General features: G+C 68.6%; 21 protein-coding genes. 5 read left to right on the forward strand and 16 right to left on the reverse strand.

The genetic code is table 11. The annotated features are described in order from the left end of the window. Positions 1-223: 223 nt before the first annotated feature. The 5 genes from BLW83_RS02390 to rsmI all read right to left on the reverse strand — a co-directional run bounded on the left by BLW83_RS02390 (position 224) and on the right by rsmI (position 5503). Complete coding sequence (locus tag BLW83_RS02390) at positions 224-1738, reverse strand: YifB family Mg chelatase-like AAA ATPase (RefSeq protein ID WP_090845166.1); 1515 nt, start codon at positions 1736-1738, stop codon at positions 224-226. 93 nt (positions 1739-1831) lie between these two features. Beyond that, positions 1832-3061 carry a glycerate kinase type-2 family protein gene (locus tag BLW83_RS02395; protein WP_090845168.1) on the reverse strand — a complete coding sequence of 410 codons (1230 nt, stop codon included), beginning with the start codon at positions 3059-3061 and terminating at the stop codon, positions 1832-1834. Positions 3062-3109: 48 nt separating this feature from the next. Next, on the reverse strand, positions 3110-4054 hold the full coding sequence (gene gshB / locus BLW83_RS02400) for a glutathione synthase (RefSeq protein ID WP_090845170.1): 945 nt from the start codon (positions 4052-4054) through the stop codon (positions 3110-3112). A gap of 98 nt (positions 4055-4152) precedes the next feature. Then, positions 4153-4572, reverse strand: a complete 420-nt coding sequence (locus tag BLW83_RS02405) for a YraN family protein (protein WP_342707485.1) — start codon at positions 4570-4572, stop codon at positions 4153-4155. Next, positions 4547-5503 carry a 16S rRNA (cytidine(1402)-2'-O)-methyltransferase gene (gene rsmI / locus BLW83_RS02410; protein WP_090845173.1) on the reverse strand — a complete coding sequence of 319 codons (957 nt, stop codon included), beginning with the start codon at positions 5501-5503 and terminating at the stop codon, positions 4547-4549. Before rsmI ends, BLW83_RS02405 begins: the two co-directional genes overlap by 26 nt. Before the next feature lie 230 nt (positions 5504-5733). On the opposite strand from rsmI, the gene BLW83_RS02415 reads away from it, so the two are divergent. Genes BLW83_RS02415 through murJ form a run of 3 tightly spaced genes read left to right on the forward strand, consistent with a single transcriptional unit; the run spans position 5734 to position 11231 of the window. Continuing rightward, positions 5734-6867, forward strand: a complete 1134-nt coding sequence (locus BLW83_RS02415) for a penicillin-binding protein activator (RefSeq protein ID WP_245728588.1) — start codon at positions 5734-5736, stop codon at positions 6865-6867. Positions 6868-6869: 2 nt separating this feature from the next. Continuing rightward, positions 6870-9683 (forward strand): [protein-PII] uridylyltransferase, encoded by a 2814-nt coding sequence (locus BLW83_RS02420; protein WP_090845175.1) that lies wholly within the window; start codon positions 6870-6872, stop codon positions 9681-9683. A gap of 3 nt (positions 9684-9686) precedes the next feature. Next, complete coding sequence (gene murJ / locus BLW83_RS02425; protein WP_090845177.1) at positions 9687-11231, forward strand: murein biosynthesis integral membrane protein MurJ; 1545 nt, start codon at positions 9687-9689, stop codon at positions 11229-11231. Positions 11232-11373: 142 nt separating this feature from the next. Here murJ and BLW83_RS02430 read toward each other — a convergent pair whose 3' ends face one another. Continuing rightward, positions 11374-12102, reverse strand: coding sequence for a rhomboid family intramembrane serine protease (locus BLW83_RS02430; RefSeq protein WP_245728589.1), 729 nt, complete (start codon positions 12100-12102; stop codon positions 11374-11376). Positions 12103-12175: 73 nt separating this feature from the next. Between BLW83_RS02430 and trpS the strand changes: the two genes are divergently transcribed. Then, entirely contained in the window at positions 12176-13195 is a 1020-nt protein-coding gene (gene trpS / locus BLW83_RS02435) for a tryptophan--tRNA ligase (protein ID WP_090845181.1), read from the forward strand. Between the two features lie 75 nt (positions 13196-13270). On the opposite strand, the gene arsC is transcribed toward trpS, so the two are convergent. Both arsC and BLW83_RS02445 read right to left on the reverse strand, forming a co-directional pair. Continuing rightward, positions 13271-13627, reverse strand: a complete 357-nt coding sequence (gene arsC, locus BLW83_RS02440; RefSeq protein ID WP_090845183.1) for an arsenate reductase (glutaredoxin) — start codon at positions 13625-13627, stop codon at positions 13271-13273. Positions 13628-13648: 21 nt separating this feature from the next. Further along, positions 13649-14728: a PA0069 family radical SAM protein gene (locus BLW83_RS02445; RefSeq protein ID WP_090845185.1), complete on the reverse strand. Its 1080-nt coding sequence runs from the start codon at positions 14726-14728 to the stop codon at positions 13649-13651. Between the two features lie 119 nt (positions 14729-14847). Between BLW83_RS02445 and BLW83_RS02450 the strand changes: the two genes are divergently transcribed. Next, positions 14848-15033, forward strand: coding sequence for a hypothetical protein (locus BLW83_RS02450; RefSeq protein WP_090845187.1), 186 nt, complete (start codon positions 14848-14850; stop codon positions 15031-15033). A gap of 26 nt (positions 15034-15059) precedes the next feature. On the opposite strand, the gene BLW83_RS02455 is transcribed toward BLW83_RS02450, so the two are convergent. The 8 genes from BLW83_RS02455 to BLW83_RS02490 all read right to left on the reverse strand — a co-directional run bounded on the left by BLW83_RS02455 (position 15060) and on the right by BLW83_RS02490 (position 24085). Next, positions 15060-15644 (reverse strand): HNH endonuclease, encoded by a 585-nt coding sequence (locus BLW83_RS02455; protein WP_090845884.1) that lies wholly within the window; start codon positions 15642-15644, stop codon positions 15060-15062. Between the two features lie 156 nt (positions 15645-15800). Continuing rightward, a complete protein-coding gene (locus tag BLW83_RS02460; protein WP_090845189.1) occupies positions 15801-16457 on the reverse strand; it encodes an alpha/beta hydrolase in 657 nt (218 codons plus the stop codon). Beyond that, complete coding sequence (locus tag BLW83_RS02465; protein WP_177172462.1) at positions 16454-17083, reverse strand: DNA-3-methyladenine glycosylase family protein; 630 nt, start codon at positions 17081-17083, stop codon at positions 16454-16456. The genes BLW83_RS02460 and BLW83_RS02465 overlap by 4 nt, the downstream gene beginning before the upstream one ends. Beyond that, complete coding sequence (locus BLW83_RS02470) at positions 17080-17727, reverse strand: GntR family transcriptional regulator (protein ID WP_090845888.1); 648 nt, start codon at positions 17725-17727, stop codon at positions 17080-17082. Before BLW83_RS02470 ends, BLW83_RS02465 begins: the two co-directional genes overlap by 4 nt. Before the next feature lie 217 nt (positions 17728-17944). Next, positions 17945-19909: a heavy metal translocating P-type ATPase gene (locus BLW83_RS02475; RefSeq protein ID WP_090845191.1), complete on the reverse strand. Its 1965-nt coding sequence runs from the start codon at positions 19907-19909 to the stop codon at positions 17945-17947. 149 nt (positions 19910-20058) lie between these two features. Beyond that, a complete protein-coding gene (locus BLW83_RS02480) occupies positions 20059-21783 on the reverse strand; it encodes an ABC transporter permease (protein ID WP_090845890.1) in 1725 nt (574 codons plus the stop codon). A gap of 58 nt (positions 21784-21841) precedes the next feature. Next, entirely contained in the window at positions 21842-22876 is a 1035-nt protein-coding gene (locus BLW83_RS02485; protein WP_342707486.1) for an extracellular solute-binding protein, read from the reverse strand. A 114-nt stretch (positions 22877-22990) separates the two neighbouring features. Beyond that, on the reverse strand, positions 22991-24085 hold the full coding sequence (locus BLW83_RS02490; RefSeq protein ID WP_090845193.1) for an ABC transporter ATP-binding protein: 1095 nt from the start codon (positions 24083-24085) through the stop codon (positions 22991-22993). Between the last annotated feature and the right edge of the window lie 113 nt (positions 24086-24198).

A 24198-nucleotide genomic window follows, 5' to 3' on the forward strand; every position in this document is an offset into this window, starting at 1 on the left:
GGTGGGCAAGAAAGCCGCGGACCGGCCCGGTCTGCGGCCAGGGAAACGGGCTTCTTTCTGGCCCAAATACCCACGCGGCCGCGGCCCCAAGTGCCGCCGAATCGGGCTGCAAATGCCCGGGTCATTCCCGCAGCCGTCCTTGGCAAAAACGCTCGCCGGACCGGGGCCCTGCCCCGGACCCCGGGATATTTCAGGCAAGATGAAAGCCCGTCCAGAACAGGCATCAGGCGGCCATGGCAAAGGGCAGGCGATATCCGATCGCTTCGGCGAGATGGGGCGCACGGACGCGATCGGATTGATCCAGATCGGCGATGGTGCGGGCGGTGCGCAGGATCCGATGATAGCCGCGGGCGCTGAGGCCGAGTTTCTCGGCCGCTCGGTGAATCAACGCACGACCCTCGCTGTCCGGCTCGGCGATTTGTTCAAGCAGCGGCCCCGAGGCGTCCGCGTTCACCCGTGCCCCGGGACGATCGGCAAAGCGGCGGCGCTGGATTTCGCGGGCGGCCTGCACCCGCAGGGCGATGCTGGCTGTCGCTTCGCCGCCCTTGCGTTGATCCAGTTCGGAAATCGTGACGGGCGGCACCTCGATTCTCAGGTCAAAGCGGTCCATCAACGGTCCCGACAGCTTGCCCATGTAATCGGCCCCGCATTGCGGCGCGCGGGCGCAGGCGCGGGCGGCATCCGCCAGATATCCGCAGCGACAGGGGTTGGCCGCGGCTACCAGCAGAAAACGGCAGGGATAGCGCACATGCGCATTGGCGCGCGCCACGACGACCTCGCCGGTTTCCAGCGGCTGGCGCAGGGTTTCCAGCACCTGCCGGGAAAATTCCGGCAATTCGTCCATAAACAGAACGCCGTTATGGGCCAGGCTGATCTCGCCCGGCCGCGCGCCCCGCCCGCCGCCAACGATCGCCGCCATCGACGCGGTATGATGCGGATCCCGATAGGGCGGATCGCGCGAGATCCCGCCGTCGGTCAGCATCCCGGCCAGCGACTGAATCATCGATGTCTCAAGCGCCTCGGCCGGCGACAGCTCGGGCATCAGCCCCACCAGCCGCGCTGCAAGCATCGACTTTCCCGCGCCGGGTGGTCCCACCATCAGCAGATGGTGGCGACCCGCGGCCGCGATTTCCAGCGCCCGGCGCGCGCGTTCCTGCCCGCGCACATCGCTCATGTCCGCCCGAATCGGCGGTCGCACCACATGCCCAGGGGTCGAAGGTGCAACCGGCGCACGTCCGGTCAGATGGTCGACAACCTGTTTCAGCCCGGGCGGCGCCACCACCGGCACCGTGCCGATCCAGGCGGCCTCAGCCCCGCAGCCGGGCGGGCAGATCAGGCCGCGCTGGTCCTCGGCTGCGGCGACGGCAGCGGGTAATGCGCCCGCAACCGACACCAGCCGCCCGTCCAGAGCCAGCTCACCCAGCGAGACCACGTTGGCGAGTTCTTCTGCCGGCACCACCTCGAGCACCGCCAGCACTGCCAGTGCGATGGGCAGGTCGAAATGCGAGCCCTCTTTTGGCAGGTCGGCGGGCGACAGGTTCACCGTCACCCGCTTGGACGGCATGGCCACCGACATCGCGCTGAAAGCGGCGCGGATCCGCTCGCGCGCCTCGCTGACCGCCTTGTCCGGCAGCCCGACGATGCTGAACGCCGGAATACCCGGGGATACCGCCGCCTGCACCTCGACAAGCCGCGCCTCGATCCCGTCAAAGGCGACGGTAAAGGCGATTGCGACCATTCCACCCTCCGCCGCCGGTTTCGACCGTTCTAGCAAGAGGAATTTAAGGAAAGGTTAACACCAGCCATCGATGTCCGGCCTTATCCGGAATCGTTATTCAATCAACAACGCACGGAAATCATTCACGTTTGTCAGCGTTGGCCCCGTGATCACCTGCCCGCCGATCCGGGCGAAAAAACCATGGGCATCGTTGCTTGTCAGCGCAGCCTGCGCATCGGCGCCACAAGCCCGGGCCCTCGCCAGGGTCTCGGGACCGATCACTGCGCCGGCAATCTCGGCCGCACCGTCAATTCCATCGGTATCGCAGGCAAGAGCGTGGATCCCGGCAGCCCCATCCAGCGCAAGCGCCAGGGCCAGAGCATATTCTGCATTCGGCCCGCCGCAGCCATCGCCGCGACGGGTTACCGTCAACTCGCCGCCCGACAGGATCACGCGCGGGCCGGGCGCGGAAAGCGCCATTCTGGCATGGTCGGCCGCGACTTCCCTCGCCTCACCCTCGATGGAATCTCCAAGAATTTCAACGTCGAACCCGTGGGTAGCGGCCAACTCCGCCGCAGCCACCAACGAACGCGAAGGCGCCGCATAGACAATGTTCCTGACCCCGGACATGGCGGGATCATCGGGGGCACGCACGCCTGTGCCACCCCGCAGCACCGCATCGACCGATGCCGGAATCGTCACCCCCCAGCGGTCAAGGATCGCACGCACCTCGGCTGCGGTCGAGCGGTCGCCCACGGTCGGGCCAGAGCCGATCAGCGCCGGCTCATCGCCCGGCACGTCCGAAATCATCAGGGTCAGCACCGGCGCAGGCCATGCTGCGGCCGCCAGCTGGCCGCCCTTGACCCGGCTCAGATGCTTGCGAACGAGGTTCATCTGCCCGATCGGCGCCCCGCTGGCCAGAAGCCCGCGGTTGAGCTGCTGTTTCTCGGCCAGAGAGACATTTCCGGCCGGGGCGCATAGCAGCGCCGAAGCGCCGCCCGAGATCAGCGCCAGGACAAAATCATCCTCGCCAAGACCATCGAGCAATGCCAGCATCCGCAGCGTGGCATCCACCCCCGCCTGATCAGGAACCGGATGCGCGGCCTCGACGATCTCGATCCCGCTGGTGGGGCGGGCATGGCCGTATCGGGTGATCACCAGCCCTTCGCACGGCCCCCATGCGGCCTCGACCGCTTCGGCCATCCGCGCGCTGGCCTTGCCGGCACCAACGACAACCACGCGACCAGCCGGCCGGGGCGGCAGAAATCCGGCAAGGCTTTCCATCGGATCCGCCACCGCGACCGCGCGGTCGAACATGGCGCGAAGAAGGCTGTCGGGGGTCATGCGCTGGTCCTTGAGTTGAAAGCGGCGGACGCGGAAGTCAGCGGGCGCTCAGAGGCTGCGCCTGCGCTCGATTGCCTCCCAGATCAGGGCGGCAGCATTGATGCCATCAAAGCGCTCCAGCTCTTGAATTCCCGTCGGAGAGGTCACGTTGATTTCGGTCAGCCACCCGTCAATCACGTCGATTCCGACGAAAATCAGACCTTTCTCGCGCAACACCGGCCCGATCTCGGCGCAGATTTCCCGCTCGCGCTCGGTCAGCCCCACCTTTTCGGGCCGTCCGCCGACATGCATGTTCGAGCGGGCCTCGCCCTGCGCCGGAACCCGGTTTATCGCGCCGACCGCCTCACCGTCGACAAGGATAATGCGCTTGTCGCCCTTGACCACAGCAGACAGATATTTCTGCACGATCACCGGCTCGCGGTTGATGCCGCCGAACAACTCGAGCAGCGCGGACAGGTTGGCGTCAGCCTGGGGCAGATGGAACACCCCGGCCCCGCCATTGCCGTAGAGCGGCTTGATGATGATTTCTTGGTGGCGGGCGCGAAATTCCCGGATCGATTCCACGTCGCGGGCAATCATGGTGGGCGGGGTCAGCCCGGGAAAATCAAGAACAAACAGCTTTTCGGGCAGGTTACGGACCCAGAAGGGATCGTTGACCACCAGCACGTCCGGCTGGACGCGGTCCAGCAGATGGGTGGTTGTGACATAGCTCATGTCGAACGGCGGATCCTGCCGCAGCCAGATCACGTCGAACTCGGACAGTTCAGCCCGGCGCCACTCGCCGAAACTGACGTGGTTGCCCTGCTCGCGCCGCAGCGTGATGTCGCGGCCGCGGGCAAACAACCGGCCCTCGTCGAAAATCAACCCGTCGGGAGTATACTGAAACAGCCGGTGCCCGCGCGCCTGCGCTTCCAGACCTATGCGAAAGCTCGAATCGGCGTCGATCGAGACATGCTCGATCGGATCCATCTGAAGGGCGACGCTGAGGGACATATGGCGACTCCGGCCTTCGTGTTGCGCTGGAGCCGGTTCTGACCTGCCCGACAGCACGATGCAAGCAGAGGGGGCGCAGGCCGAGGCGGCACATCCCGTCAGTTGGCGCCAAAGGCATTCTCGATGATGTCCACCCGGCCGCAACCATCCACCAGCGCCGCATCGAAACGCATCTCGGTCAGCGAGCCGGTGGGAAAACGATCAGTGTAAAGCAGAGCTGCCGTGCAGATCCGATCCATCTGGCGCCGGGACAGCCGCTGCGCCGCCAGATCATGGGTTCCGGATCTCTTGACCTCGACGAACACGATGGCATCGCGGTCGCGCAGGATCAGATCGACCTCGCCGGCCGCGCTGCGCCAGCGCCGCTCTAGAATTTCGCAGCCGCGTTCCTCGTAAAGCTCAGCGACGCGGGCCTCGGCAGCCTGTCCCGAGGCATGAGCCGAGACCCCGCGGGCGACCCGGGCATGACTGGACCGCCCGACTTGACGGCCCTCAAGCCATGGCATGACCATCTGCATTCCCATCCTCCTGCATGGTCAGGGCCATGCGATAAACCTCTTTGCGCGGACGCCCGGTTTCCGCCGCCACCTCGGCGACCGCGTCGCGCATCGTCATCCGGTCCAGACGCGCACGCAGCGCGTCCAGCACTGCGGCATCGCCCGTCACGACCGCTGCGGGCGGTCCCATGACCACCACCACTTCGCCCCGCAGCCCTTCGGCGGGGATCAGATCGACCAGCCCCCGGGCCGGCCCTCGCATCACCTCTTCGAATTTCTTGGTCAGTTCCCTACAGACCGAGATATCACGTTCCCCATCTGTTTCGCACAAATCTTTCAATAATTCCTTAACGCGCCTCGGGCTTTCAAAAATCGCCACGGTTGCGTCGATTCCCGTCAGTTCCTTAAGCCAGCGGCGGCGGGCGCCGCGCTGGGACGGCGCGAATCCCGCAAACATGAAGCGGTCGGTGGGCTGCCCCGCCACCGTCAACGCCGCCAGCAGCGCCGAAGCCCCGGGGACCGCATGGACCTTGCCGCCCGCCTCCGCGACATCCCGTGCCAGGCGAAACCCCGGATCCGCGACCAGCGGCGTGCCCGCATCCGAGCAATAGGCGACCGAGCGCCCGGCGGTGATCGCGGCCAGGATCGCGGGACGGGCGCGATCGGCATTGTGGTCGTGATAGGACAGGATCTGCCGCCCCCTCAGCGGGATCCCGTGGATCGCCATCAGGTGGCGCAGGGTGCGCGTATCCTCGGCCGCCAGCAGCTCGGCCGCGTTCAGCACGTCCAGCGCACGCAAGGTGATGTCGCGCGCGCGTCCGATCGGGGTCGATACCAGATAAAGCCCCGCATCAAGCCGGTCAGCCAGCACCAAGGCCGGGATCGGCCCTGCGCCCTCGGCCGTTTCGTGCAGGCCCCCGGCCCGGCCCGGGGGGTGTGGCTGATCCTGCATTCTCGACGCTCCTGCCCTGTGGTCCCGCGGTCCGGGATCCTTGCCCGGCAGGGGGTCAGGTTGCCACGCCGGGCGGTCTGTGACTACCCTTGCCCGACCCGGCATATCACCACAACAAGGGAATCAACCCGATGGTCTCAACCGCCCAGTCCCACGACGGCGCCGCCCGGCCCCGGCCATCCCGGACCTCCAGACATCCGTTCCGGCGCCCGCTGCTGCGGGTCGCGGCCGTGTTTTCGGCAATAGCGCTGGCGGCCTGCGAACCGGGCGGGCTGCAAGGTTCAGGCCCGCAGACCGGCCCGACCATCGACCCCGCCCAGCCGCTGCAAGTGGCGCTGCTGGTGCCCGGCGGCTCGGGCGATCCGAATTACGACTACATGGCGCGCTCGATGAGCAATGCCGCCCGCATGGCCGTCGCCGACGCGCAGGGCGCGCGCATCGACCTGCGCATCTACGACAGCGGCGACGACGCGGCACTGGCGGTGCAGCGCGCCAACCAGGCCGTGGCCGAGGGCGCCAAGATCATCGTGGGCCCCCTGCACGCGGAATCGGCCAATGCCGTCGGCACCGCGGTGGCGGGGCGGGTGAACGTGCTGTCATTCTCCAACAACGCCGACATCGCGGGGGGCAATCTCTTTGTCCTTGGCAACACCTTTGGCAACACCGCCAGCCGGCTGGTGTCCTATGGCGTCTCGCAGGGGCTTAGCCGCTTTCTGCTGGTCCATGAAAACGATGTCGCCGGCCGGATCGGCGGCGCAGCGATCGAAACCGCCATCGCCCGCAACCGCGCCACGCTGGTCGGCAAGACCGGGCACGGTCCCTCGCGCGAGGACATGGACGCCATCGCCCCCACCATCGCCCGCGCGGCCGCCGCCAACCAGGCGCAGGCGGTGTTCCTGACCGGCAACAACCAGGCCGTGCTGCCCGAAATCGCCGCGGCACTGGCCGAGGCGGGGCTGAGCAGCCGCTCGGTCCAGCTGATGGGGCTGACCCGCTGGGACGTGCCCGCCAGCCGCACCACCCTGCCGCAGTTGCAGAACGGCTGGTTCGCCATCCCTGATCTGGCGCGGATCGCCCAGTTCAACAGCCGCTATCGCGCCGCCTATGGCGAGACCCCGCATGAATTCGCGACGCTGGCCTATGACGGCGTCTCGGCCATCGCGGCGCAGCTGCGCGCGGGCAAGCGCAATGCGGTCACCACCGCCGGGCTGACCCAGGGCGCAGGTTTTGCCGGCATCCAGGGCACGTTCCGGCTGATGCCCGACGGCAGCAACCAGCGGCAGCTGTCGGTGGCGACGCTGCGCGGCGGGCAGCTGGTGGTGCTGGACCCGGCGCGGGGCAGCTTTCGCGGCGCCGGGTTCTGACCTTGCCGCAACCGCGGCCCCCGACCGGGGCGCAGGGCGGGGAAACCCCCGCCGCCCCGCCGATCCAAAGCGCCCCGGCCCTGCCCGGGGCGCATCCCCTGTTCGACCCCGACCACGCCATCGCCGTGCTGGACGCCGCGCTGGCGGGGCTGGCCGACCCGCGCGACATACGCGCCCGCAGCGTCGCGATCCTGTCCACCCTGCGCGCCGAGGCGATGGAGGACATCATCGCCGGGCTTGCCTCGCACCCGCGCAAGGGGCGCGAGACCGTGCGCGCCATCGCCGATCTGACCGACGCCACCATCCGCGCCATCCACCACGTCGCCACCACCCACCTGCACCCCAACCTGTCCCCGACCGAGGGCGAACGCATCGCGGTGATCGCCACCGGCGGCTATGGCCGGGGCGAGATGGCGCCACATTCCGACATCGACCTGCTGTTCCTGCTGCCGTGGAAACCCAGCGGCTGGATCGAAAGCGTCGTGGAATCCATGCTCTACATGCTGTGGGATCTGCGGCTGAAAATCGGCCACGCTACCCGCAGCCTGAACGACTGCCTGCGGCTGGCGGAACAGGACTTCACCATCCGCACCAGCCTGCTGGAACACCGGCTGATCTGCGGCGACGCGGTGCTGGCGCAGTCACTGCGCGACCGGCTGTGGCCCGAGCTGTTCGCCCGCACCATCCCCGAATTCATCGAGGCCAAGCTGACCGAACGGGCCGAACGCCACCGCCGCCAGGGCGGCCGCCGCTATGTGCTGGAACCCAACGTGAAAGAGGGCAAGGGGGGCTTGCGCGATCTCCAGACCCTTTACTGGATCGCGAAATACATCCACCAGGTCGACCGCGCCATCGAGCTGGTCGACCTTGGCCATTTCACCCGCGCCGAGCATACCACCTTTTGGGCGGCCGAGGATTTCCTGTGGGCTGTGCGCTGCCACATGCATCTGGTCGCCGGCCGCGCGGTGGAAAAGCTCAGCTTCGACATGCAGCTCGAAGTGGCCGAGCGCATGGGCTACCACGACACCGGCGGACGGCGCGGGGTGGAAATCTTCATGCAGAGCTATTTCCGCCACGCCACCCGCGTGGGCGAGCTGACCCGCGTGTTCCTGACCGGGCTGGAACAGCGCCACCTGTATCGGGCCTCGTTTCTGGAACGGCTGCGCCGGCCGCGGGTGGCCGCAGGGCTGCGGGTGGAAACCGGGCGGCTGGCCATCGCCGATCCCGACCGCTATTTCGCCGACCCGCTGAACATCCTGCGCCTGTTCCACGAGGCGCTGCGCACCGGCATCCTGATCCACCCCGAGGCAATGCGGCAGGTCACCCACAACCTGCGCCGCATCGACGACACCATGCGCAATTCGCCCGAGGCCGCGCGCATCTTTCTGGGACTGCTGCTGGACCACGGCAACCCGGAACGCGCGCTGCGCCGCATGAACGAGCTGGGGGTGCTGGGCGCCTATATCCCCGAATTCGAACGCATCGTCGCGATGATGCAGTTCAACGTCTATCACCATTACACGGTGGACGAACATCTGATCCAATGCGTGGCCGCGCTGTCGCAGATCGAGCGGGGCGAGCTGGTCGAAAACCTGCCCATCGTGTCCGGCATCATGGCCGAGGGCCGCATCGACCGCACGGTGATCTATCTGGCCACGCTGCTGCACGACATCGGCAAGGGCCGCCCCGAGGATCACTCGATCATCGGGGCCCGTATCGCGCGGCGGGTCTGCCAGCGGCTGGGGCTGGAAACCGCGCGGGTCGAGCTGGTGGAATGGCTGGTCCGCAACCACCTGCTGATGTCGGACGTGGCGCAGAAACGCGACATCTCCGACCCGCGCACGCTGGGCGATTTCGCCAAGGCGGTGCGCTCGCGCCAGCGGCTGGACCTGCTGACCGTGCTGACGGTCTGCGACATCCGCGGCGTCGGCCCCACCACCTGGAACAACTGGAAAGCCGAGCTGCTGCGCAACCTGCACCGGCTGACCGCCGAGGCGCTGGAAAACGGGCTGGAAGAGGTCAACCGCGAACAGCAGGCCGACGAGGCGCGCCACGGGCTGTGCCTGCTGCTGACCGCGCAGGGCTGGGACACGCCCGAGATCGACGCCGAGACCGCCCGCCACGACGACGGCTATTGGCAGGGGCTGCCGGGCGACACCCATCAGGTCTTTGCCCGGCTGTTGCGCGGGATCGGCGCGGGGGAAATCCGCATGGATCTGGACCCCGACCTGCGACGCGACGCGACGCGGGCGGCCTTTGTCGTGGCCGACCAGCCGGGGCTGTTTTCGCGGCTGGCCGGGGCGCTGGCGCTGGCCGGGGCCAATGTGGTGGACGCGCGCACCTATACCACCCGCGACGGCTACGCGACGGCGGTATTCTGGGTGCAGGACGCCGAAGGCCGCCCCTATTCCGCCGAACGGATGCCGCAGCTGCGCCGGATGATCGACCGCACGCTGGCCGGCCGCGCGGTGGCGCAGGCGGCGCTGGCCGACCGCGACCGGGTCAAGAAACGCGACCGCGGCTTTCGCTTTCCGACTCATGTCACCTTCGACAACGAAGGCTCGGACAGCCACACCATCATCGAGGTGGACAGCCGCGACCGCCCCGGCCTGCTTTACGATCTGACCCGCACCCTGGCCGAGGAACAGGTCCAGATCGTCAGCGCCGTGATCGCCACCTTTGGCGCGCAGGTGGTCGATGCGTTCTATGTCAAGGATGCCGACGGCGCGAAACTTCTGTCGCCCGCGCGGCGCGAGGCCCTTGAACGCAGGCTGCGCGAGGCGATACGCGAAGGCTCGGAACGAGCGGGGGCCTGAGCGATGCAGGGAAGACAGCGGGGCGGGTTGGTGCGGGGGTTCGTCTCCGTCGGGCTGTGGACGTTCCTGTCGCGGGTCTCGGGCTTCGTGCGCGACATCCTGATGGCGGCGTGGCTGGGCACCGGCCCGGTGGTCGAGGCGTTTTTCGTCGCCCTGTCCCTGCCCAACATGTTCCGCCGGTTTTTCGCCGAGGGTGCCTTTAACACCGCCTTTGTCCCGATGTTCTCGCGCAAGCTCGAAGGCGGCGAGGATCCGCAGAAATTCGCGCAGGACGCGTTTTCGGGGCTGGCCTTCGTGGTGGCGGTGTTTTCAGCCGTGGCGATGATCGCCATGCCGGGGCTGGTGTGGCTGATGGCGGCGGGGTTCGCGGCGGATGAACGCTTCGACCTGGCGGTGGAATACGGGCGCATCACATTCCCCTATATCCTGCTGATCTCGCTGGCCTCGATGATCTCGGGGGTGCTGAACGCGAACGGGCGGTTCACCGCGGCGGCGGCGGCGCCGGTGCTGCTGAACCTGCTGTTCATCGCCGGGCTGGTGCTGGGGCGGGTGCTCGGCTGGGATCTGGGGCTGACGCTGGCCTGGGCCACGCCGATCACCGGGGTGGCCCAGCTGGCGCTGGTCTGGTGGGACGCGGCGCGCAACGGCTGGCGGCTGGTCCCGCACCGGCCCCGTCTGACCCCGGACATGAAGCGGCTGCTGACCATCGCGCTGCCCGCGATCTTTGCCGGCGGCGTGGTGCAGATAAACCTGCTGGTCGGGCGGCAGGTGGGATCGTTCTTCGAGGGCGCGATCGGCTGGCTGAACTATTCCGACCGGCTTTACCAGCTGCCGCTGGGGGTGGTCGGCGCGGCTGTGGCGGTGGTGCTGCTGCCGGAACTTGCCCGCCGCCTGCGCGCGGGCGACGAATCTGGCGGCCAGTCGGCGCTGTCGCGCGCGACCGAGTTCGGAATGTTCCTGACCCTGCCCGCCGCCTTTGCCATTGCGGTGATCGCGGTGCCGATGGTGGCGACGCTGTTCCAGCGCGGCGCGTTTGATGCCCATGACACCGCGATGACCGCGCAGGCGCTGGTGGTCTATGCGCTGGGGCTGCCGGCCTTTGTGCTGCAAAAGATCCTGCAACCGCTGTATTTCGCGCGCGAAGATACCAGAACCCCGTTTCGCTATGCAGTGAACTCGATGGTGGTGAATGCGGCCGCGGCCTTCGGGCTGATGGGCGTGGTGGGCTTCCTTGCCGCTGCACTTGGAACCACGCTGGCCGCCTGGGTGATGGTGACACAGCTGTGGTGGGGGACGCGCGGAATGGGACAGTCCGCGCGCTTTGACGCGCGGCTGCGCCGGACGGTGCCGCGCATCCTGCTGTCCTCGGCGCTGATGGCGGCGGCGCTGTGGTTCCTGCGCGCCCGCCTCGCCGCGGATGGCGAAGGCGACGTGGCCGGTCTTGCCATCCTCGTCTTTGGCGGTGCCGCGATCTATTTCGCGCTGAGCTTCGCCACCGGCGCGATCAGCCTGGCCGAACTGCGAGCTTATACGCGGCGCAGGCGCTAAAGGTAGCGCCGCACCGGGGGTTTTCCACCCCCGGACCCCCGGAGGATATTTGCAGCAAGATGAAAACCGTAGCGGCTGCGGCGTCTTCTTTCTGGTGAAAATACCCCGGGGTCCGGGGCAGCGCCCCGGTCCGGCGCTGCCGTCAGCGCTGCCGCACCCGGTTCCGGACGCGGGAAAGCCCGCCCGGGACCAGCACGAAGGACAGGGCAAAGCCGATTCCGAAACCCGCGATCTCGGCGATCCAGTTTCTGCTGGCGCTGCCAAAGACCACTCCGAACACCAGCTGGAATAGCAGCAGCATCCCGATCAGGGTAAAGGCGCGCATCTGGTTGGCGTTTTCCTGCCCCAGCCGCGTCCACAGCAGAAAGGTAAAGGCGCCGAGCAACCCGTAGACCGGCGCATACCCCCCGACCAGCGGATCAAAACGCAGCTGCGGCAGCAGCCCCGCCGCCAGCGAATAGATCGCCGCCCCCCCGATGGCCGAGGCCGCGAACAGCACCACCGCCGCCCAGGGCCGCATCGACCGCGCCACCATGTTGCCAAGCGCCAGCAGGAACACCACCACGAACAGCGCGTGGGTGGCCGAGTAATGGACAAAGGGAAATGTGATCAGCCTGTGCAGCTGTGCCCCGGCGACCGAGCCGCGGTCCCAGGCACGCAGCAGGAACTCGGGGGCAAAGGCCGTCTGCTCGACCAGGATCTGACGGGCGGCGCGGCCGGCATTGCTGCCTCCGGCCAGGAAACCCAGCCGGCCGAGGCCGAAATACGCCTCGGTCGCGATGATCGGCAGGGCCAGCATCCACAGCACCGCGGGCAGGCTGTTGAAGGGGCTTTCGGGTGATCCGGCGCGCATATGTGTCGGTTGCTCCATTCCCGCGGCGCGGTTGCGCCTGTCGGGGGCAAGGGGTAATCCCTTCGCATCCGGTTTTCCAGCAGGCAGTTCCATGGCACGCGTTCACCCTATGCGCATCTTTTCGGGCATCCAGCCGTCGGGCGGGCTGACGCTTGGCAACTATCTGGGCGCGCTGCGCCGCTTTGCCGAGAAACAGGGCGAGATCGAGACGGTCTATTGCCTGGTCGACCTGCACGCGATCACCGTCTGGCAAGAGCCCGAGCGCCTGCGCCAGCAGACGCGCGAGGCTGCCGCCGCCTTTATGGCCGCAGGCATCGACCCGGCGCAATCGGTGCTGTTCGTGCAAAGCCACGTCCCTGCGCACGCCGAGCTAGCGTGGCTGTTGTCCTGCGTCGCGCGGCTGGGCTGGATGAACCGGATGACCCAGTTCAAGGACAAGGCCGGCAAGAACGCCGAGGCTGCGAGCCTTGGGCTTTACGCCTATCCGGCGCTGATGGCCGCCGACATTCTGGCCTATCACGCCACCCATGTGCCGGTGGGTGACGACCAGAAGCAGCATATCGAGCTGACCCGCGACATCGCCGCCAAGTTCAACCACGACTACGGCGTCGACTTCTTTCCGATGCCCGAACCGGTGATCGAGGGCGCCGCGACGCGCGTCATGTCCCTGCGCGACGGCACGAAAAAAATGTCGAAATCCGACCCCTCGGACGCCAGCCGCATCAACCTGACCGATGACGCCGACACCATCGCCCAGAAAATCCGCAAGGCGCGCACCGATGCCGACCCGCTGCCCGGCACCATGGAGGGGCTGAAGGACCGCCCCGAGGCCCGCAATCTGGTCAATATCTTTGCGGCGCTGTCGGACGAGAGCGCGGATTCGGTGCTGGCCCGGTTCGAGGGGCAGGGTTTTGGCGCCTTCAAGCCGGCGCTGGCGGATCTTGCGGTGTCGGTGCTGGCACCGATCACCCGGCGGATGAACGAGCTGATGGCCGACCCGGCCGAGATCGACCGCATCCTGCGCGCGGGTGCGCATCGCGCCGATGCCATCGCCGCCCCGATCGTCGCCGAGGCGCGCGAGATCATGGGGATGATCCCGGCGGCGCGGTAATTCGGCGTAAGGCGGGGGCGCTGCCCCCGTCCCGTGCCGGGACTCCCCCGGGATATTTTTACACCAAAGACAGGCTCAGTCGCGGGGCGGCAGGATTTCCTGCAACCTTTCCTCGGGGCGGCACAGGCGCGTGCCTTGCGCGGTGCGCACGAAGGGACGCTCCAGCAGGATCGGGTGCGCCTCGACCGCGTCTAGCAGCTGGGCGTCGGTCAGTGCGGGATCGTCCAGCCCCAGATCGTCATAGGGCGTGTTGCGCCGGCGCAGGGCCTGGCGGATGGTCAGCCCGGCGTCGGTGATCCACTGGCGGATCGTCTCGCGGTCGGGCGGGGTCTGCCGGTAGTCGATCACCTCGGGGGTTTCGCCGGCGTCGCGCAGGGTTTGCAGGACGCGGCGCGAGGTGCTGCAATTGGGGTTGTGCCAGATCGTGGTCATGGCCCCATCCTGCACCCGCACCTAGAACAGCGCAAGCTGATCGCCCGGCCGTGGCGGCGGGGCGAAACGGCTGCAATCAAGCGGCGGTGCGGTGCGGTCATAGCCCAGCCTCTTGCGGGCGATGCGGAAACGCTGGTGCATCAGGTCAGCCTCAACCCCCTCGCCGCGCATCCGCTGGCCAAAGCGCGGGTCGTTGTCGCGGCCGCCGCGGATCGCGTGGATGCGCGACATCACATGGGCGGCGCGGCCGGGGTGGTGGCGGTCCAGCCAGTCTCGAAACAGCGCCGCGACCTCAAGCGGCAGGCGGATCGGGATCATGCTGGCGCTGGCGGCGCCGGCTTTGCGCGCCGCCGCCAGCAGCGATTCGATTTCGTGGTCGGTCAGCCCGGGGATGATCGGGGCCAGCATCACCCGCACCCGGACCCCGGCCCCGGCCAGCGCCCCGATCATCGCCAGCCGCGTGGCGGGGGCCGGGGCGCGGGGTTCCATCTGCCGGGCAAGCGCGGGGTCCAGCGTGGTCAGCGACACGCCGACGAAGATCTGCCCCCGCGCCGCCATCGCCCCGATCAAGTCGAGATCGCGCAGCACCAGACGCCCGCGCGTCACCAGGCTGACCGGGTGGTTCCAGTCATGCAGCACCCGCAGGCATTGCCGCATGATGCCCAGCCGCGATTCGGCCGGCTGATAGGGGTCGGTGTTGGTGCCAAAGGCGATGGGCGCCACCGCATATCCCGGCCGGGCGATTTCCGCCGCCAGCAGCCGCGCGGCATCGGGCTTGGCGGTGATGCGGGTTTCAAAGTCCAGCCCCGGTGACAGCCCCAGATAGGCGTGACTGGGGCGCGCGAAACAATAGATGCAGCCATGTTCGCAGCCCCGATACGGGTTCACCGAGCGGTCAAAGGGCACGTCCGGCGACTGGTTGCGGCTGATGATCCGGCGCGGGGTCTCAAGCGAGATTTCCGTGCGCAGCAGATGTTCGTCGGGCGCGCTGTCCCAGCCGTCGGATTCGCGCACCGCCTGATAGGGCTCGAATCGCCCGGCCGGGCGGTGGGCCGCACCGCGCGCCTTGAGGATTTCATCGGGATCGCGCGGTGGCAGCATTCTGCCAGAAATGGAACAATTCAGGAACAATTGCAAGCATCGCGTTCACCGAATCTGCAATCGCCGCTTTTCAACCGGCGACGCCGGTCCCATATTGAGGGCAGAGAAGGAGGGAACCCATGCCCCTGCCCCATTTCCTGCTGCTGGTCCTGGCCGTGATGCTGGCCGCCGCGCTGACCCTGGCGCTGGCGATCGCGCTGGGGGTGCCGTTGCAGGTATTCGCGCTGGTGACGGTGATTGCGGCGCTGGTTGCGCATCTGTCGGCGCGGGCGGGCAACGGTCCGGGGCACAGGCCCGAGGCATAGGAACCCGAAAGACCGGGCGCACAGGCTCAGCCTTCCAGCTCGGCATCCCAGTAGAGGTAATCCATCCAGCTGACATGCAGGTGATTGGGCGGAAAGCGCCGGCCGATCCTGTGCATTTCCTCGGTTCCCGGCCGGCGCGGCGGGCGCTTGAGCCGCAGCCCCGAGGCACGCAGGCTCTTGCTGGCCTTGCGCAGGTTGCAGGGCGAACAGGCAGCGACCACGTTTTCCCAGCTGGTCACGCCGCCCCGCGACCGCGGCACCACATGGTCAAAGGTCAGTTCTCCGCGTGCGCCGCAATACTGGCAGCGGAATTCGTCGCGCAGGAACAGGTTGAAACGGGTAAAGGCTACGTGTTTGCGCGGCTTGACGTAATCGCGCAGCACCACGACCGAGGGGATGCGGATCGCCGCGTGCTGGCTGCGCACCACCTCGTCATATTCGGCAAGGATCGCGACCCGGTCCAGCACCACCGCCTTGACGGTTTCCTGCCACGGCCACAGCGACAGCGGGTAATAGCTCAGCGGGCGGTGGTCGGCGTTCAGGATCAGGGCGGGGTTGCGGCGCAATGCAGCGGGGTCGCGCACGAACTGGGTGCGGAAATCCGTGTCCACCTGCCTGTTGTCGAGCATCCGCGATCTGTCCCCCCGCCTTTCCGCATCAAGGAACCTGCGCCGACTATATGCCCGTGAAAGCCGCTGGCAAGCGTCAACAGCGGCCGCGCGCAAGGTTTCGCGCGGCCGTCATGCGGGGTGAAAACCCGTGACTGGTCAGCCGGTCCCCAGCCGCGCGCGGATAAAGGACAGCGCCGCGCCTAGCCCGTCGGGGGAAATCCCGTGGCCGGTGCCGCGCATGATGTGGGTCGCGACCTCGAACCCCGCGCCGCTCAGCGCGCGCTCGGCCAGGCCCATGTCGGCAAAGGGGACCATCTGGTCCTGATCGCCGTGCAGCAGCAGCACCGGCGGGTGCTGCCTGGCCTCGGCCAGCAGCTCGGGAGCGAGCAGCCGCCCGGAAAACCCGACGATCCCCGCCACCGCCTGATCGCGGCGCGGCAGCACATGCAGCGCCATCATCGTGCCCTGCGAAAATCCGACCACCACCATGCGATCGGCGGCCAGCCCTTCGCGCGCCAGCACGGAATCGAGGAACCCGTTCAGGTCGTCGATGGCATGGGCCATCGAGGCGCGGGCTTCGTCCTCGGTCGAGCCGTCCAGCCAGGGGATCGGAAACCACTGGAATCCCATGGGGTTGTTGCGGCAGCGTTCGGGCGCGTCGGGGGAATAGAACGCGGTCCGCGGCAGATGGGGCGCCAGCGGATCGGCCAGCCCCAGCAGGTCGACCCCGTCGGCGCCATAGCCGTGCAGGAACACCACCACCGAATCCGCCTGTGCAGGCCCGCGGCGTCCGGATTGCAACTCTCGCGTCATGTCACCCCCTCGCGTCCCTTGGCTTCGCGGTAATAGGCCCACAGGCCCCGCGCCGCAACCGAACGCCAGGGCGCCCATGCCTCGGCCTGCGCGGCCAGCGCCTTGGGGCGGGGGCGTTCGGGCAGGTCATACATCAGCCGCGCGGCCTCTTGCAGGGCAAGATCGGCGGGGGCGAACACATCGGCCCGGCCCAGCGCAAAGATCAGATACATCTCGGCGGTCCAGCGCCCGATCCCGGGCAGCGCGGTCAGCGTGGCGATCACCTGTTCGTCGGGCCGCTCGCGCAGCGCGTCAAAGTCGATGCCCGCCTCGGCCACCGCCCGCAGATAGCGCCGCTTGGGGCCGGACAGGCCGCAAAGCCGCAGCGTCTCGTCCTCGGCGGCCAGCACGGTTTCGGGGCGGTCCAGCCCGGCCTGGGTCAGCCGGCCAAAGATGGTGCGCGCGGCACTGGTGGAAAGCTGCTGCGAGGTGATCGCATTGACGATCGCCGCGAAACCGTCCGGGCGCCGGCGCAGTTCCAGCGGCCCCAGCCCGGGCAGCACCCGCGCCCAGACCGGGCAGATACGGGCCAGATGCGCGGCGCCCTCGGCCACATCCGCATCGGCCTCGATCAGCCGCAGGCTCACCGCGGGCCCTGTTCGATGGTGCTGGCCCAGACCCGCGCCGATTCCAGCAGCCTGGTCTGATAGGCGGTCGAGATATGGTTGCGCAGCGCCGATTCCGCCGCCGCCGCATCGCCCGAGGCGATGGCCTCGACGATTTCCCGGTGCTCGGCCAGCGACCTGTGCCCCCTGCCCTCGGCCGCAAGCGAGGTGCGCGCCATCAGCGCCATGGTGCGATGCACGATGTCGAGCTGCTGGACCAGATAGCGGTTGTGCGAGGCCAGATGGATCTGGTGGTGAAAGCGTCGGTTGGCACGGCTGAGCGCCTGCGGATCATCGACGATGGCGTGGTCGTCGTCCACCATGCGGCCCAGCACCAGCACCTCTTCGCGGGTGGCGTGGCGGGCGGCCAGCTTGGCCGCCAGCGCCTCGAGCTCGGTGCGCACGGTGTAAAGCTCGGCCAGCTGGTTGTGGTCCAGCGTCGCCACGATCAGGCTGCGCCCGTCGCGGGTCAGCATCGACTGGGTTTCCAGCCGTTGCAGCGCCTCGCGCACGGGGGTGCGGCTGACGCCGAAACGCTCGGCGAGTTCGGATTCCACCAGCCGGTCGCCGGGGCGATAGGTGCCGTCGTCGATGGCTGCGAGGATCAGGCTGTATGCGTCTTTCATGTCGCAGAAAGACTTGGCGCCCAAGGCGCCGGAATGCAAGCGCGCGGGACAGCTGCTGCGGCAAAAGGGGGGCTGTCCGCCCCCCATCGCCTGACGGCGATTCCCCCCGAGGATATTTGCGGCAAGATGAAAACGTCCATGCCGGCTTTCATCTTGCCATAAATATCCACTGCGGCCGCAGCTGCGGGACACGGCCGCGTTGAGGGGGCGCGGCGGTTCAGCCGGCGGCCGAGCCGGGGGTGGCGGCGGCCCGTGGCGCAGTCGGCTGCGGAGCATCGCCCTTGCGCGCGCCGGTGCGGTCCGAGCGGATCGGGTCGGCCAGCAGCCGCAGCCCGTTCAGCACCACCAGCACGGTGCCGCCTTCGTGGCCCAGCACCGCCAGCGGCAGCGGCAGTGCGAAAAACAGGCTGCCGGCCACCAGCACCACCATCATGCCCACCGAAAAGACCAGGTTCTGCCGGATGATCCGCCTTGTGCGCCGCGCCAGCCGGTGCGCACCCGCCAGCCGTCCCATGTCGTCCGACAGCAACGCCACATCCGCCGCTTGCAGCGCCACGTCACTGCCGGCCGCGCCCATGGCGATGCCGACATCGGCGCGGGCCAGCGCGGCGGCGTCGTTCACCCCGTCGCCGACAAAGGCGACGCGGCCGTGCGCAGCCAGTTCGCCCACCAGCCGCACCTTGTCCTCGGGCAGCAGGTCGGCGTGGATGTCGGCGGGGTCAAAGCCCAGTTCGGCCCCGATCCGCAGCCCGACCGCGCGGCGGTCGCCGGTCATCATGGCGATGGTCCCGACGCCCGCGCGGCGCAAGGCCGCAAGCCCCTCGGCCGAGGTTTCGCGCGGACGGTCGGCCACCGCGACGGCGCCGAGGATCCGCGTGCCGCGCCCCAGCCAGATGATCGTCTGCGCGCCCTCGTGCAGGAAGTCATGTTGCAGGCCGTCATGTTGCAGGTCGGCGCGCGCGCTATCGTCCGGGTCGGCACCTTGCTGCCGGGCCATGCGCCGGTTGCCGGCCCAGAGTTCCGCGCCCCTAGCGTCCACCCCGCTGATCCCGGCGCTGGCCAGCGACACCACGTCGCGGATCGGCGCCGGGACAATGCCGCGCTCGGCGGCATGGCGGCGGATCGCATCGGCGATGGGGTGTTCGGACTGCGCCTCAAGCCCGGCCAGCAGCGACAGGAATTCGCGCTCGTCATCCCGCGCCTCGACCGCGGTCACCACCGCCTTGCCGGTGGTCAGCGTGCCGGTCTTGTCAAATGCGAAGGTCTCGACATCGGCCAGCATTTCCAGCGCGGCGCCGCCCTTGAACAGCACGCCGCCCCGCGCCGCCGCAGCCAGCCCCGACAGGATCGCCGCCGGGACCGAGATCACCACCGCGCAGGGGCTGGCCGCGACCAGCAGCGTGGCCGCGCGATAGAACGCATCCCGCGTGTCCCAGCCCAGCGCCAGGAACGCCAGCAGCGCCAGCACCGAGCCCGCCAGCACCGCCACCGTGTAACGCTGCCCGAACCAGTCGCTGAAGCGTTCCGAGGGCGCGCGGGCGTGCTGGGCCCGGGTGACCAGCTCGATCATCCGCGCCACGGTGCTGTCCTCGACCGAGCGGGCGACCCGCACCGCCAGCACCCCGTTGAGGTTCACCGTCGCCTCGAACACCTTGCCGCCGGGCGCCTTGTGGACCGGCATCGATTCGCCGGTGATCGTGGCCTCGTCCAGCGAGCCTTCGCCCTCGATCACCACGCCGTCGGCAGGGACACCCGCGCCGGGGCGCAGAATCACCACCTCGCCGGGGCGCAGGTCGCCCACCGGCACCTCGGTCACCGCGCCATCCGCGCCGCGGCGCAGGGCGCTGGCCGGGCGTAGCGCCATCAGCGCCTGCACCGCGCGCCGGGCGCGGCCCATGGCGCGCTGTTCCAGCGTGTGGGACAGGTCGAACAGCGTCAGCAGCACCGCGCCTTCCAGCGCGGCGCCAACCGCCGCCGCCGCCAGCGCCGCCACGATCATCAGCAGGTCGATGTCCAGCACCCGGTCGCGCCACAATTCGCGCAAGGCCCGCCAGGCCGTCGGCACGCCCCCCGCCAGATAGACCAGTGCCAGCCCCCCCGGGCCCCACGGGCCATGCAGCACGAATGCGTCCAGCGCCGCCAGCGCCATTCCGATCAGGGTGGCGCCGGTCAGCAGCGCCATGGGATCGCGAGCGACCCCCAGGTGTTTCTGCGTCAATGGCCGTGCCTGTCTGTGCCGCGCGGGCAGTGGATGGGAAGGCGCGGGGCAAGCCTAGCAGGGCGACAGGCGGATTTGAATGACTTTGGTCACGGCAGCGGGCCGGGCCGCGCTCAGTTCGGCTTGCCGCCGATCCGGGCCAGCAGCATCGCGGGCAGCGTCCCCACCGCCACGATCAGCAGTGCGGCGATGGCGCCCTCTTCGTAGGTGCCGCGGGCGGCCTCGCCATACAGATGGGTGGCGAGGGTTTCAAAATTCAGCGGCCGCAGCAGCAGCGTGGCCGGCAGTTCCTTCATGCAGTCCACGAACACCAGCAGCGCGGCCGAGGCCAGCGCCGCGCGGCACAGCGGCAGATGCACATGGCACAGCGTGCCGCAGCTGCCACGGCCCAGGCAGCGCGCGGCATGGTCGTAGGATCGCGGCAACCGCGCCAGCCCCGATTCCACCCCGCCCGAGCCGATGGTCAGGAAGCGCACGAAATACGCATAGGACAGCGCCGCCCCCGATCCGATCAGCAACAGCCCGGTCGAAACCCCGAACCATTCGCGCGCGGCGGCGTCGATGCTGCGATCCAGCGCCGCGATGGGGATCAGGATGCCGATCGCCACCACCGTGCCCGGCATCGCATAGCCGATGGCGGCGATGCGCCCCAGCGCTGCGGTGGTGCGCGACTGAAAGGCGCGGGTGACAAAGGCCACCAGCAGCCCCGCCGCCACCACGACAGCCGTGACCGAGCCGGCGAGAATCACGGTGTTCAGCGCCTCGCCCGCCAGCCGCGACGATATGCCCGACACCTGCACCCGCCGGAACGCCACGATGGACAGATGCAGCGCCGGGAACACGAACCCCAGCAGCACCGGCACCAGCGCCAGCCCCAGCGCGGCAAGCCCTGCGACCCGGCCCAGCCGGTGGCGGGCCAGCGGGCGGGCGCGCTGCGCGTTGGTCCAGTAACGCTGGCTGCGTCGCGCCCAGCGCTCCAGCACCACCAGCGCCACCACCACCGCCAGCATCACCAGCGCGATCTGCGCCGCCCCCGGCAGGTCGGACCGCGTGACCCAGGTGGTATAGATCGAATTGGTCAGCGTGCGGATGCCCAGAAACTCGGTCGCGCCGATGTCGTTCAGCGCCTCCATCAGGGCCAGCGACACCCCCACCGCGATGGCCGGACGTGCGAGCGGCAGCGCCACCCGCAGGAACACCCCGCGCCGCGTGACGCCGAAACTGCGCGAGACCTCGACCAGATTGGCGGCTTGCGTGACGAACATCGCACGGGTGGTCAGGTAGACGTAAGGATAAAGCACCAGCCCCAGCAGCAGGATCCCCCCGGTCATGGAGCGGATGTCGGGCAGGCGGAAATCGCGCGGGCTGTCGAAACCCAGCAGCGCCCTGATCGCGGTCTGCACCGGACCCAGCGGATGCAGGATATCCAGATAGGCATAGGCGATGATATAGGTGGGCACCGCCAGCGGCAGCAGCAGCAGCCACTCCAGCCAGCGGCGGCCCGGAAAATCATAGGCGGTGACCAGCCACGCGGTCGAGGTGCCGATTACCGTCACCAGCACCCCCACCCCGGCCAGCAGGATCGCGGTCTGGCTGACCGCCTGCGGCAGCACATGCGCCAGCATATGCGACCACAGCCCCTGCGAGCCGCGGGCGGCCTGCCACAGCAGCGCCAGCACCGGCACCGCCACCAGCGCGGCCACCAGCGCCAGCGCCACCACCCACAGCCGCCCCGAGCGCGAACGCGTCACCGTCACGCCGGCTGCACGGACGGGGGCGGCTGCGCGGTCGGGGGCGGCCGGGCGGGCAAGCTCGACGGGATCGGCAGAGACGGCCATGGGGTGCAACCGGCCCAGGGGCCGCGCCACCGCGCAGCCCCCCGGCCCCTTTCGCGGTTCAGTTGTCGATGCCGACCTTTTCGGCCAGCTCGCTGGCTTCCTTGCGCTTGGCCACGATCTCGATGATCGGGGTCGGGTCGATCTTCAGCTCGCCGAACTCGGCGATGATCGGGTCGACGGCGACGCCGGCCTTGACCGGGTATTCAAAATTGGCCTTGGCATACAGCTCTTGCGCCTCGTCCGAGACCAGATATTCCAGCAGCGCCACCGCCTGATCGCGGTTCGGCGCGTGTTTGGCCACCGCCGCGCCGCTGATGTTGACGTGGGTGCCGCCGTTTTCAAAGGTCGGCAGGATCACGTTGATCGCGTCGGCCCATTCCTTCTGCTCGTCGCCGCCGCGGCCGGAACGCATCAGCCCGACATAGTAGGAATTGGCGATGCCGATGTCGCAGATGCCGCCCAGGATGTCCTTGGCGACCTCGCGGTCGCCGCCGGCGGCCTTGCGGGCCAGATTGGCCTTGATCCCGGACAGCCATTCCTCGGTCGCCTCCGCCCCGTGATGCACGTCATAGGCAGCAAACAGCGCGGTGTTGTAGGGGTGCTGGCCGGAACGCAGGCAGATCCGGCCCTTGTATTCGGGGTCGGCCAGATTGGCGTATTCAAAGCTTTCCAGCCCCAGATCCTTGGCCGCGTAAAGCACACGCGCGCGCATCGACAGCGCGAACCAGTTGCCGTCTGCGTCGCGCAGGTTTTCGGGCACCGCCTCGGCCAGCGCGGCGGATTCGACCGGCTGGGTCAGACCTTTTTCGACCAGATCGGCCAGATTGCCGGCATCGACCGTCATCAGCAGGTCGGCGGGCGAGCTTTGCCCCTCGGAGGCCACCCGTTCGGGCATCCCGTCCTTGAGGAACACGGTGTTCACCCGCACCCCGGTCTTTTCCGTATAGGCGTCCAGCAGAGGCTGGATCAGCCCCGGCTCTCGGGTGGTGTAGATATTGACCTCATCTGCCAGCAGGGCCGAGCCGGTGGCGGCGGCCGAAATGGCCACCGCACCGCCCATCAGGGCCACGCGCAGCGGAAAGCGGGAAAACATCGGCGGATCCTTTCGGCTGTCCCACCGGGCGACTGCCCGGCATCTTCGCCTGCATGGCATGACCTATGGTTTCAATCAAGTATCCACGCTGTCGCAGAGGGTAACCCGGTGCGTTCAGGCCATGGCCACGGCAGCGGGTTCTTTTTCGGGGGGCAGGACGATGGCCTGCCCGGCATCGACGCCAAAGCGGACGATCTCGCCCGGCAGCGTGTCCAGCCGCTGCGAGGTGCGCAGCCGCAAAGGTGCGTCCAGCCCCTCGACCCGCAGGGTCAGTTGCTCGACCTCGCCCAGAAAACTGCGCTGGACCAAGGTGCCCCGCAGATCGGCGCCGCGGCGTTCGTCGCAAATGGCGACCGGAAACAGCGCCTTGGGGCGGATGCAGACCACCGCCGGCGCACCTTCGGCAAAACCGGGCGCGGGGAACGCGCCCAGCACGGTTTCCGCGCAGCCGCCGCGGATACGGGCGGGAATCTGGTTGCACGGCCCCAGGAACCGCGCCGCATAGATCGAGCCGGGGCGGTCATACAGACTGTAGCCGGTGCCGATCTGCACCACCTGCCCCGCGCGCATCAGCACCACCCGGTCGCCGATCGACATCGCCTCTTCGGGGTCGTGGGTCACGATGACGGCGGTGGCGTCCGCGTCGCGCAGCGTGGCCAGCGATTCCATGCGCACATGTTCGCGCAGCCGCCGGTCGAGGTTGGAAAACGGCTCGTCCATCAGCAGCACCAGCGGCTGCGGCGCGAGGGCCCGGGCCAGCGCCACCCGCTGCTGTTCGCCGCCCGACAGCTCATGGGGATGGCGCGCGGCCAGTTCCCCGATACCGATACGGCGGATGATGCTGTCGGCCTGCGCCCCGGCCCGCGGTTTCGGCAGGTGGCGCAGGCCGAACAGGATGTTGTCGCGCACGGTCAGATGCGGAAACAGCGCGTAATCCTGAAACATGAAGCCGACGCGGCGATCCTCGGGCTCGACGAAACGCGAGGGGCCGGCGATTTCCTGCCCGTCCAGCAGGATGCGGCCGCTGTCGGGCACATCGACCCCCGCAATCAGCCGCAGCAGCGTCGATTTTCCGCAGCCCGAGGGGCCGACCAGACAGACCACCTCGCCCCGCCTGATGTCCAGCGACACCTCTCGCACCGCATATCGGTCACCGAAACGGCGCGACACGCGGTCGAGTTCAAGGATCGGTCGGCTCTGGTCGCTCATGCACCTGCTTTCGTGGTCGGCGGCTTGCGGGTGCAACATATCCGGACTGCCGCGGTTCAGCCAGTCCGTCGCTGATGAAAGCAAGAGGCCACCCGAAAACAAGGACACCCCGC

This window comes from Paracoccus alkenifer, assembly GCF_900108405.1.
GTDB classification, from domain to species: Bacteria; Pseudomonadota; Alphaproteobacteria; order Rhodobacterales; family Rhodobacteraceae; genus Paracoccus; species Paracoccus alkenifer.